Source organism: Heterorhizobium halophytocola (assembly GCF_017873095.1).
Lineage (GTDB): Bacteria > Pseudomonadota > Alphaproteobacteria > Rhizobiales > Rhizobiaceae > Allorhizobium > Allorhizobium halophytocola.
The window spans coordinates 139,160-150,764 of sequence record NZ_JAGGJU010000015.1; the positions used below are offsets into that span (position 1 = coordinate 139,160).

Sequence of the window (11,605 nt, forward strand, 5' to 3'; positions counted from 1 at the left end):
TTGACCGGGCGGACTTTCCGCCCGGTTCCGTTTTTCCCCTTTGATACCCAACTGTTCGGAAGGCGCGAATGGCCAAGACACTCGGTCCGGTGAAGCGGAAATTCTCTCCCTGGGACGATCCTGCTGAAAAGCCGTTCATCGAATTCCAGAACGTGACCAAGCGTTTCGGCGATTTCACCGCCGTCGAGAACCTCTCCTTGAAGATCTACGAGAAGGAATTCTTCTCGCTGCTCGGTCCGTCCGGCTGTGGCAAGACCACGCTGATGCGCATGCTGGCCGGCTTCGAGGATCCGACCGAAGGCAGCATCCTGCTGCAGGGCAAGGACATTTCCGGCACGCCGCCCTACAAGCGGCCGACCAATATGATGTTCCAGTCCTATGCGCTCTTCCCGCACATGACGGTGGAGAAGAACATCGCCTTCGGCCTCGAGCAGGACAATCTGCCCAAGGCCGACATCAAGGCGCGGGTCGACGAGATGCTGGCGCTGGTCAAGCTCGAGACCTTCGCCAAGCGCAAGCCGGCCCAGCTGTCGGGCGGCCAGCGCCAGCGCGTGGCGCTCGCCCGGTCGCTGGCCAAGCGGCCGAAGGTATTGCTGCTCGACGAGCCGCTCGGGGCACTCGACCGCAAGCTGCGCGAGGAAACCCAGTTCGAGCTGATGGACATCCAGACGACGCTCGGCCTCACCTTCCTGATCGTCACCCATGACCAGGAGGAGGCGATGACCGTCTCCGACCGTATCGCGGTGATGGACAGGGGCGAAATCGTCCAGGTGGCAACGCCGGCCGAGATCTACGAGGCACCCAATACCCGTTACGTGGCCGACTTCATCGGCGACATCAATCTGGTGGAAGGCAAGCTCGCGGCAATCGAGACGAAGGGCGAGAGCGAATTCTGCTCCGTCGTCTGCGAGGGCGGGATGAAGGCGGTGGTCGAGCAGTCGACCGCCTGTCCGGCAGCCCCCGGTGCCGATGTGACCTTCGCCATCCGTCCGGAAAAGGTCCGCATTTCCACCGAGGAACCCGCCGACAAGACGGCGAACGCGCTCTATGGCGAGGTCTGGGACATCGCCTATCTCGGCGACTTCTCGGTCTTCATCGTCCGCATGGACAACGGCCAGACATTTCGCGCGGCGCAGGCCAACGCGGCACGCCTCGTCGATCGCCCGATAACCTTCGGCGACATGGTCTGGCTCACCTGGCCGCCCGAGGCCGCACTGGTGCTGACGCGGTGAGAGGGAGGGCAAGATGAGCGATGTGATGTCTCCGGCCAGAGCCAATCCGGCACGCTGGCTCGTGGTGATAGTGCCCTATTTCTGGATGCTGCTGTTCTTTCTGGCGCCCTTCCTGATCATCGCCAAGATCTCGCTGTCGGATACGGCGATCGCCATGCCGCCCTATCTGCCGACCTGGGAGGGTTTTTCCAAGGTCGGTGCGTTTTTCGGCGATCTGGATTTCGAGAACTACACATTCCTTGGCGAGGATCCCCTCTATGTCAGCGCCTATCTCTCGTCGCTGCGGATCGCCTTCATCTCGACCCTGCTGATCCTGCTGATCGGCTATCCGATGGCGCTGGCCATGGCGCGCGCGCCCTCGACGGTCAGGCCGGCGCTGCTGATGATGGTGATCCTGCCATTCTGGACCTCCTTCCTAATCCGCGTCTATGCCTGGATCGGCATCCTGAAGCCGGAGGGGTTGGGCACGATGCTGCTGCAGACGATCGGCTTTCTCGGTCCCGACGAACAGCTGCATATCTTCCGCACGCAGACCTCGATCTTCATCGGCATCGTCTATTCCTATCTGCCATTCATGGTGCTGCCGCTCTATTCGGCGCTGGAAAAGCTGGATGGCACGCTGCTGGAGGCGGCAAGCGATCTCGGTTGCCCGCCCTGGAAGGCCTTCTGGCGGATCACCTTCCCGCTGTCGATGCCGGGCGTGCTGGCCGGCTCGATGATCTGTTTCATTCCGATCACCGGCGAGTTCGTCATTCCCGACCTGCTCGGCGGGCCCAATACGCTGATGATCGGCAAGACGCTGTGGACAGAGTTCTTCGGCAATCGCGACTGGCCGCTCGCGTCTGCCGTCGCCGTGGTGCTGCTGGCGCTGCTGGTGGTGCCGATCGCCTTCTTCCAGAACCAGCAGCAGAAGGTGTGAGGGACAGGCGATGAAGACATCGAAATTCGATCCCGTCGTCCTGACCCTCGGCTTTGCCTTTCTCTATCTGCCGATCCTGATCCTGGTCGTCTACTCCTTCAACGCCTCGCGGCTGGTGACGGTCTGGGGCGGGTTCTCGCTGCACTGGTATCAGGTGATGTGGCAGAACCAGGGGCTGATGGACGCCGCCTGGGTGACGCTTCGGGTCGGGCTGATGAGTGCCACGCTCGGTACGGTGTTCGGCACGCTGGCCGCGCTGGCGCTGACCCGCTACGGCCGGTTTCCGGGACGGCTGCTGTTTTCCGGCATGATCTATGCGCCGCTGGTCATGCCCGACGTGATCACCGGCCTGTCGCTGCTCCTGCTGTTCGTCGCGATGAATGTCGATCGCTCGATCATCACCGTGATCATCGCCCACACCACCTTTACCATGTGCTATGCCGCGATCGTCATCCAGTCGCGCCTGTCGACCTTCGACCGCAGCCTCGAAGAGGCGGCGCAGGATCTCGGCTGCCCGCCGGTCCGGACCTTCTTCAAGATCACGCTGCCGCTGATCCTGCCGGCCGTGCTGTCGGCCTGGGTGCTGTCGTTCACGCTCTCGCTCGACGATCTGGTGATTGCAAGCTTCACCACCGGGCCGGGCGCCACGACGCTGCCGATCAAGATCTACAGCCAGGTGCGGCTCGGGGTGACACCGGAGATCAATGCGGTCTGCACGATCCTGATCGCCTTCGTCACCACCGGCGTGATCATCGCCTCGATCCTGTCGAAGCGTCGCGAGGTGCAGCGCATGCGCGACGAGCATTTTGCCGCCCAGGCGACCTGAACGGAGAGCTGGGACGTCGAGTTTCAGTCGTCGTCGTAAGGCAGGAAAAGGTAGATGATCAACCAGCCGGGGATCACGAAGATCGCACCGAGCAGCGTCTTGGGCGCCGCCCACTCAAAGAGACGCCGGCTGTCTGCCGCCAGTGTTTCCGGCGTCTGACCGATAAAGCTGAGGGCAGTTTCCAGATTTACGCCGACAAGAGACAGAACAAGTCCGGCCAGAAGCGAGCTCAGCAGGACCTTCAACAAAGTAATGATGATCCGTCGCACCGTTATCCCCCCGATGATTCGACGTCTATTCTAGTGACTTTGCTCCCAAGGGAAAGCGAGAGGACAGAACCGGGTCCGGCCAGGCACCGCCGATGAACACGGAAAGCGGTTGTTGCGTCGCCGTATCGTCGCTCGTCTGGCCTGCCGGCTGCTGGGTTGTCAGCGTCGCCGACAGCGCAAGCCCGTTGCTCGTCAGCGGCAACAGCCCGCCAAGGCTGATCGTGCCGGCATCGGTGGCGATATCGGCCTCCGTCAGTTCGGCAGTGCCGTTCGACAGCGAGGCATGCGCAGACAGACTGGTATAGGCCAGGTCGCCGCTGCCGGTGTCGCCCAGATGGAAGAAGGTCCGCTCGCCGGCAAGCCGGGCGATTCCGGCCAGGTTGAGCGGCCGGATGACGCCGGGGCCAGCCTCCACCGAGACCTCGCCCGAAAGATCCCCCATGCCGGCTCTGGCGATGGGCCGGCCGAGCGCAAGCGTGGCTGTCAGCGTTCCGTTGCCACTTGCCGGCATCGGGCCCGGCAAATGCAGCATGGTGTTCAGCGCGCCGAAATCGGCATTTTCGATCGAAAGCCGGATCTGTCCCTCCGGTCCGCCCTGCACGGCGTCATTGACCATGGCCGTCAATGTGCCGCCGGCAAGCGTGCTGTCGATGACGTCGACGCGGCGGTGATCGCCGCTGACGGTCAGGCTGGTCGCGACGTCGCTCAGGGGCAGGCCGGCAAAACTGGCGGTCTGGGCGGACAGCGTGATGTCGACGTCGAGCCAGTTGGGAACCGCAACCTCGTGCGCGGCGGAGCGGTCGTGGACCGGCAGCAGCATGACGCTGTCGAGAAACTGGTCGAAGTCCATCTCGTCGAAGGCCAGCGTGCCGTTCATCACCGCCTTGGCGCCCGGCCGCGGACTGATCTCTATGATGCCGGTGACATCGGCCTGGTCGAACGAGGCCTGCAGCCGGTCCAGCCGGTAGGTATCTCCGACGGTCGTCACCTGGGCTGCGAAGCTTGCATGCATCAGGGTGCCAAGGCCGCGCAGCTTCATCCCCGACCACTGCTCGAAGGCCGGCGCATCGGTGATCTCGGCATTGACGGGCCCTTCAAGCTGGTAGTTGCCGGCAAGATTGACCGTACCGTCGAAATGACCGGTGAAGCCCGGCAACCGTGTGTGCAGGTCGAGATCCGCGTCGCTGCCGCCAAGCAGTTTCAAAGGCGTAGAGGAGCTGATATCGGCGCCGAAATGCCGGCCGGCCAGGCTGGCATCCACCGTCAGCGACAGGCCGCTGGACAGCTTCGGCCAGGAAAGCCGGGCATTGATATCGTTGAAATCGATCTGCCGGCCGGTCATCGCATCGTTGATCCGGATGCGGCCGTCGATCACGCGCACCGAGCCGATCCGGGCGCGGTTGCTGCCGGAGGTGTCGGTGGGGTTCTTGTCGGCCTTGATCGCCTTGGCCAGCAGGCCGTCTTCCTGCCAGTCGGTGGTGCCGTCCTTCGCCCGGGTCAGGCGGATGTCGGCCTTCTCGATCTCGAAATCGTCGAACAGCGGCTTGCCGAGAATGCCGTCGATAAGGCCGAAGGAGGCGGAAAGCCGATCGATCCGGGCAAGAACGACACGGCCGTCCGAGGTGCGGTGGAAGATCGTTACCTTTGGAAGGCTGATGCGCGGATGCGGAAACAGCCGCAGCGAAGGCAGGCCATCGATCCGCGCCTGCTGCCCGGTCCAGTCGGAGACGGCGTCTTCGAGCGTGTTGCGGGCCATGCCGGTGGAGACCAGCAGGGGGGCGACCGCCAGGAGCAGCAGATAAATCAGGCCGGCCGCGGCAAACAGCAGGGCCACGAGCCGCAGGATACGCCGTGCCAGCGCCTGCCGGCCCGGGGTCAAACGGGAGCCCAGTCTGTTGATCCATTGCGCCATGGGCGAAGCCGTCGCTTTCGAGCTTGCATCGGGGATCGTGATGCGCCTGTCGCCGGATATAGGAAAGCGTGCGATGTTGCAAATCGGGCTGTTGTTTTGGCCTTTGCCTTGCCTTCATATTGCGATGCAAGCTGCTATACAGACAGGAGTTGATGGTGGAGGAATTCATGCAAAACGACACGCCGCTGTGGCAACCGTCCGAGGCGTTCGCCAAGTCGACCCCGCTCTACGATTTCATGCAGTTCTGCGGACAGCGTCGCGGTCGAGGCTTCGACGACTATGACGCCTTTTACGCCTGGTCGATCGGCGAGCGGGGCGACTTCTGGTCGGCAGTCTGGGATTACTGCGGTGTGAAGGGGGAGAAGGGTGCCGTCGACCTGGTCGACAGGGGCACCATGCTGCAGGCGCATTTCTTCCCCGAGGCCCGGCTGAATTTCGCTGAAAACCTGCTGCCGAAGCGCGGGCCCGAGACGGCGCTGATCTTCCGCGGCGAGGACAAGGTGACGGATCGCTGGTCCTGGGACCGGCTGCGCGAAACCGTGTCGCGGCTGCAGCAGGCGCTGCGCGCCCACGGCGTGAACCAGGGCGACCGCGTGGCGGCGATGATGCCGAACATGCCGGAAACGGTTGCGCTGATGCTGGCAGTAACCTCGCTCGGCGCCGTCTGGTGCTCCTGTTCCCCCGATTTCGGCGTCCAGGGCGTACTCGACCGCTTCGGCCAGATCGAACCGAAGCTCTTTATCGCCTGCGACGGCTACTGGTACAACGGCAAGGTCCAGGACGTGGCCGACAAGGTGCGCACCGTGTCCGAAAAGCTCGGCGTCACCACCGTCGTCGTGCCCTATGCCGGCGAGGCGAAGGCGCTGGCGGCGTCGATCTCGGCCGGCATCACGCTGGCCGATCTGGTGGCGCCGTTCAAGGCGCGGGAGATCGAGTTCGTCCATCTGCCGTTCAACCACCCGCTCTATATCCTGTTCTCCTCCGGCACCACGGGCGTGCCGAAATGCATCGTCCACTCGGCCGGGGGCACGCTGATCCAGCATCTGAAGGAACACCGCTTCCATTGCAGCCTGAAGGAGGGGGAGAAGCTGTTCTATTTCACCACCTGTGGCTGGATGATGTGGAACTGGCTGGTCTCGGGCCTCGCCTGCGGGGCGACGCTCTGCCTCTATGACGGCTCGCCGTTTGCGCCGAACGGCAAGGTGCTGTTCGACTATGCGGCCGAGGAGGGGTTTGCCGTCTTCGGCACCTCGGCCAAATATATCGACGCGGTGCGCAAGGCCGATATCAAGCCGGTCGAAACCCATGATCTTTCCGCCCTCAGGCTGATTACCTCGACCGGATCGCCGCTGTCGCCGGAAGGCTTTACCTTCGTCTACGACGGCATCAAGTCGGACGTGCAGCTCGCCTCGATCTCGGGCGGCACCGACATCGTCTCCTGCTTCGTGCTGGGCAATCCGCTGAAACCCGTCTGGCGCGGTGAAATCCAGGGACCGGGGCTCGGGCTTGCGGTCGACGTCTGGAACGACGAGGGCCAGCCGGTGAGGGGCGAAAAGGGCGAACTGGTCTGCACCAAGGCCTTCCCGGCCATGCCGGTCAAGTTCTGGAACGATCCCAAGGGCGAGAAATACCACGCCGCCTATTTCGAGCGCTTCGACGATATCTGGTGCCATGGCGACTTTGCCGAATGGACCGAGCATGGCGGCCTGATCATCCACGGCCGCTCGGACGCGACGCTCAACCCGGGCGGGGTCCGGATCGGCACGGCCGAGATCTACAACCAGGTGGAGCAGATGCCGGAGGTCGCCGAGGCGCTCTGCATCGGCCAGGATGTAGAGGACGACGTGCGTGTCGTGCTGTTCGTCCGGCTGGCGGAGGGCGTTGAGCTCGACGACGAGCTGGTGAAGGCGATCCGGACCCGCATCCGCACCGGTGCCTCGCCGCGCCATGTGCCGGCCAAGGTGATCGCCGTCGCCGACATTCCGCGCACCAAGTCGGGCAAGATCGTCGAGCTTGCGGTGCGCGAAGTGGTGCATGGCCGGCCGGTCAAGAACAAGGAGGCGCTGGCCAATCCGGAGGCGCTGAACCTCTATCGCGATCTGCCCGAACTGGCACTGTGAGACAAGACAACGGCGTCCCGGAACGGGGCTGAGTGCAAGGATTTGGTAAAGGATCTTAATTGGCCGTTAGGAAAGGTAAACTAGTGTCTACCCCAACTTGAGTGCGCACCATGATCGTGTGCAAGGTCTCCTCCGCCGATCGGGAAACGGTCGGTTTTCTCAGTTGCACAGCATGACTTTCCCAAGGGCGATATCGGTTCGACATGATCCGCGATCGCCCTTTTTTTATGGCATCACGACCGGCCGTCGAGCGTGCGCGAGACGAAGAGGACCGGGACAAGGCCGGCCAACACGATGATCAGGGCCGCGACCGAAGCATCCTCCACCTGCGCCCGCGAGGCGTCTTCATAGACCAGCGTCGCCAGCGTGTTGAAGTTGAACGGGCGCAGCAGGATCGTCGCCGACAATTCCTTCAAGGTCTCGATGAAGACCAGCAGGGCCGCGGTGAAGATCGCCGGCCGCAGATTGGGGATCAGCGTGCTGAACAGCGTGCGCGCGGCGCTGTGGCCGAGCGTTCGGGCCGCCATGTCGAGATGCGGCGACAGTTTCTGGAAGCCGGCATCGACAGTGCCCTCCGCCATGGTCAGGAACCGCACGGTGGCCGCGTAGACGATGGCAAAGCCGGTGCCGGAGAGAAGCAGGCCGGAGGAGAGGCCGACATGGTCGCGCAGGAAGCCGTCCAGCGCATTGTCGAAGGCGGCGAAGGGAAAGAGCACGCCGATTGCCAGCACCGTGCCCGGTACGCCATAGCCGAGCGAGGCGACGCGGCCGGCAACCAGGCTTTTGCGGCTGCGGTCGGTGCGCACGGCATAGACCAGCACGATGGAGAGCACGACGCAGGTGAGGGCCGCCGCCGTCGCCACGATGACCGAATTGGCAAGCGCATCCAGCAGCCGGTGGTCGGCGAACTGGTCGAGCCGTCTCAGCGCGAACTTGATCAGCATGCCGGTCGGCAGCATGAAGCCCGCGAGAATGGGGAGCGTGCAGAAGGCGGTCGCCAGCCATTTGCGGCCGCCGGGCAGGGGGCGTCTCAGCGCGTCGGCCACATTGGCCGTGGTCTTCTGGCTGGCGAAACGCTGGCGGCGGCGCGCGGCGCGCTCGATGAGCATGATGGCCGCGACGATCACCAGCATCATGCAGGCGATCTGGGCGGCACCGGCAAGGCTGCCGCGGTTGAGCCAGGTGTCGTAGATCGAAAAGGTCAGCGTCTGCACGCCGAGATATTCGACCGCGCCGATATCGTTCAGCGTCTCCATCATCACCAGTGTCAGGCCGATCATGATCGCCGGCCGGGCCATGGGGATCTGCACCCGCCAGAACACCTTGAACGGGCCGGCGCCGAGCGTGCGGGCGACGTCGGCTGCCGTGCGCCCCTGCATCATGAACATCGAGCGGGCCGCCAGATAGACATACGGGTAAAGCACGGCGCTCATCACCAGCACCGCGCCGCCGAGCGAGCGGATGTCCGGGAAGGCATAGTCGCGCGCGGTCCTGTAGCCGAAAAGCGCACGCCAGCCCGTTTGCACCGGGCCGGTATAGTCGAAGAACTCGCCGAAGGTATAGGCGGCGATATAGGAGGGGATGGCAAGCGGCAGCACCAGCGCGATCGACAGCAGCCGGCGGCCGGGAAACTCGAAGACGGAGACCAGCCAGGCGCAGAGAATGCCGAAGATGCCGGTCAGCGCGCAGCTGAAGACCAGCAGTTCGACGGTCCGGCCGGTCGCCCGTGGCACGACATTGACCATCACGTGGCGCCAGTTCTCCGTGCCGCCGGTGGCCGCCAGCCAGACGATCGCGGCAATCGGCAGCACGGTCAGCACCGAGATCGCAAAGGCTGCCGGCACCAGCCGATTGGCCGGACGCCTGGTTGTCGCAACCTCGCCGGATGATATCGCTCGCTCGCCCCGCAAACCGCCCGCCTTTCCTGGGTTCAATCCAGTCTCCGCTCTAGCGGAAAGCGGCAAGGAAGGGAACGGGGGGAGGCGGGATGGCTGCAATTGCTCACCAGCCTGGTCTTTCACAGTCAGAAGTGGGCAACCCGAAAGCCGCCTGTGGCCGCAGCGCCTGGCGGTGGCAGTCAGGCGGACTGAGCCGCCGTTCGTCTAATCGGTCAGGCTCTCTAGAACTCGTTGATGGAACGCGCCTTGTGCATTCTCATCAGTAGACCCGACCACCCATTCCCTATCCAGATTCAGTTTTCCTGCCGGGATCATGTGCCGCGCAATCTCAGCCGGTGTGGTTTCGTCGCCGGTTCCGGTCTCCCAGTCATGAAAGGCTGATGAATATCGAACGACCGCTCCGCTGATCGGCAAATCGAGCACCCCTCCCTCGGCAAAAAATATCAACCCGTCGCCCATTTCTTCGCCGATGAGTGTGAGCCTATGTCTCAAACGATGTTTGAGGATGGCTACAAACACTACCGCGGCGGAAAAGGTGAATTTGTCGACAAGCACAACAACCTCCCTTCTCGCATCTTCAGAAATCGCGTCGATCAAGGGCATCGTTTGAAGAAAATCGCCACCGGCGTTTCCGCGAACGTCAATCAGGAGTTTTCTGCTGGAGCCGGTGCGGACATGCGTCGCGGCCGCAGAGATGGCTTTTGGCAGCGCGTTTTCGCCTGGGTCGAAAAAGCTTGGTAGGACTATTGAAAGCCCGAGCCCCTGCCAGTCCTTGATCTCCACGAACTTTTCGGGTTTCCACGCCGGATCGGCTTTGCCGTGCTCGCTTCTCGGGTAGAGCATCGATGCCGGAACCGTATGCCCGTTCTCTACTCTCAAATCGGTTATCTGCCCGTTCTCCTGCTGCAGGCGGTATTCGGTGACATCCTCTTTTGAAGAAAAACCGAGATGCGCCAATGCATAGGGCCATGCGAGAAGAATCGGTCCGATGACCCGTTTCCTCTGGCGCGTTCCCGCCAGGAATTTCTCCGCCGCGGCTTCAATTCGGCCCAAAGGTGTACCGTTAACTGCTATCAGCTCTCCTCTTGGCGCACTTTTTTCGAAAGCCGTCGCAGTCAACCGCACCCCTCTGCCGACGCCCACGAACCGCAGCGGGAGAACGGAGATGGCATCGTTCGGGATCAGCCGTGTGTGTCCGTTGCCGGCAAGTGCGAGCAGGCGCATCGCGGAAAACAGGAAGCCCTCTTTGGAACCCTCCGAAGCGTATCGTCGAGTGTCACGAATGCAGCCGTCTATCATCGCCGGTTCGATCCGCCGAAAGCTGGGATCGGTCGGCAGAACAGTTTGCAGAATTTTCTCGAGGTCTTGCGCCAGGGACATGGTGCACGGTGTGCATGGTTGCTCGTCGATGTCCAGATTGGACTGGGCGTCACCCTTCGCCGCGCTTCGCTCGTAGGGCCGCTTTGCGCCTTTATTTTAGATGTTTACGTGATCACTGCGCGTGGCGGAAAGCTGACACAGCTGGGGCCCCGCGGAGTACCGAACTGCAGAATAGGCTACAAGGCAGGTTAAGGGGAAATACCTTTACTACCGGCCTTAAGGATAGATCACTCTTGAAGAGCAGGAAAGCTTGACAATTGGCTACGATATTGCGGTTCTTTTCAAAAAAATATCGCCGGTAAACTGCAAATCGCTGAAGATTTCAGCTTGGCATTGCTGTATCTGCATAAGCAGGTTCCTCCCTGAGCATCGCATGTTTGTCGGCTCTCAGCACTGAGTTTAACAAGCAACTGAGATGGGTACGACGACCGAGATTTCTCACTCCTTTCTAAAGTCACCATACGAAACCCTACGAGAGAAGGGAATGTCGGATGTTGCACCTGTAGCAGGACTAAGTTTCGGTTCAGGGTATGGCCCAAGCCAATTTAAAAGGCTCCCTATGCTACCAGCTGTTCCGGCGTGCTCGGTGAGTGCTGTCGAGATGTAGCTCAGTTGGTACCCAGCCCCAAAGGCAGCAGCGAGATCAATCGGATCGACCTTTACTACACTTGCCGGATCATCGACATCGTCGAAAGTGACAAGCGTAGGGTAGAGCGGAAGTTGCGGTTGCCTAGTCGCCCTAAGACGCTCCAGAGCATTATAGGTTTTGATTGACTGAGCTCGGTTCGTCGGCTCGGGAATACTGTCTGCGAACGCCTTTATCGCGGTTTCATGCGAGTAGCCTTTCAGCAGCGCGAAGAGATATTTTCCATCTCCCAGATCGACGACGACAGCCTCGCCGGAGATACTGTTCCTGCCGCCTCCCCGACGGTGAGAGCTCAGTGTCCGCTTTCGCGCTAGTGGATTGATCGAAACGAAAGAGTCCATTTTTCGGATTCCTATGGTGTCCCGGATATGCGAGAGTATCTCATGCGTACCGGGATCACATT

At 62.1% G+C, this 11,605-nt stretch carries 8 protein-coding genes and 1 pseudogene; 4 read left to right on the plus strand and 5 right to left on the minus strand.

All coding sequences use genetic code 11. The features are described from left to right. The first annotated feature begins 68 nt into the window (after positions 1-68). From J2Z17_RS23090 to J2Z17_RS23100, 3 genes are read left to right on the plus strand one after another with little or no spacing between them, the layout of a single operon-like run. Positions 69-1,232: an ABC transporter ATP-binding protein gene (locus J2Z17_RS23090; protein WP_209948796.1), complete on the plus strand. Its 1,164-nt coding sequence runs from the start codon at positions 69-71 to the stop codon at positions 1,230-1,232. Between the two features lie 13 nt (positions 1,233-1,245). Beyond that, on the plus strand, positions 1,246-2,151 hold the full coding sequence (locus J2Z17_RS23095) for an ABC transporter permease subunit (RefSeq protein ID WP_209948798.1): 906 nt from the start codon (positions 1,246-1,248) through the stop codon (positions 2,149-2,151). A 10-nt stretch (positions 2,152-2,161) separates the two neighbouring features. Continuing rightward, on the plus strand, positions 2,162-2,977 hold the full coding sequence (locus J2Z17_RS23100) for an ABC transporter permease (protein ID WP_209948800.1): 816 nt from the start codon (positions 2,162-2,164) through the stop codon (positions 2,975-2,977). A gap of 23 nt (positions 2,978-3,000) precedes the next feature. Here the strand turns inward: J2Z17_RS23100 and J2Z17_RS23105 are convergent, their stop codons facing one another. Both J2Z17_RS23105 and J2Z17_RS23110 read right to left on the minus strand, forming a co-directional pair. Then, positions 3,001-3,225, minus strand: coding sequence for a hypothetical protein (locus tag J2Z17_RS23105; RefSeq protein ID WP_209948802.1), 225 nt, complete (start codon positions 3,223-3,225; stop codon positions 3,001-3,003). 46 nt (positions 3,226-3,271) lie between these two features. Beyond that, a complete protein-coding gene (locus tag J2Z17_RS23110; protein ID WP_209948804.1) occupies positions 3,272-5,158 on the minus strand; it encodes an AsmA family protein in 1,887 nt (628 codons plus the stop codon). Between the two features lie 167 nt (positions 5,159-5,325). Here J2Z17_RS23110 and J2Z17_RS23115 point away from each other — a divergent pair, with 167 nt between their 5' ends. Further along, a complete protein-coding gene (locus J2Z17_RS23115) occupies positions 5,326-7,278 on the plus strand; it encodes an acetoacetate--CoA ligase (RefSeq protein WP_209948806.1) in 1,953 nt (650 codons plus the stop codon). A 233-nt stretch (positions 7,279-7,511) separates the two neighbouring features. Here J2Z17_RS23115 and J2Z17_RS23120 read toward each other — a convergent pair whose 3' ends face one another. The 3 genes and pseudogenes from J2Z17_RS23120 to J2Z17_RS23130 all read right to left on the minus strand — a co-directional run. Then, positions 7,512-9,122: an ABC transporter permease gene (locus tag J2Z17_RS23120; RefSeq protein WP_342454454.1), complete on the minus strand. Its 1,611-nt coding sequence runs from the start codon at positions 9,120-9,122 to the stop codon at positions 7,512-7,514. Between the two features lie 258 nt (positions 9,123-9,380). After that, the gene (locus J2Z17_RS23125) at positions 9,381-10,556 is read right to left on the minus strand and encodes a S41 family peptidase (protein ID WP_209948808.1); all 1,176 of its coding nucleotides are present in this window, start codon (positions 10,554-10,556) and stop codon (positions 9,381-9,383) included. Positions 10,557-10,994: 438 nt separating this feature from the next. Beyond that, a pseudogene (locus tag J2Z17_RS23130) lies at positions 10,995-11,605 on the minus strand (hypothetical protein); the annotation flags it as partial.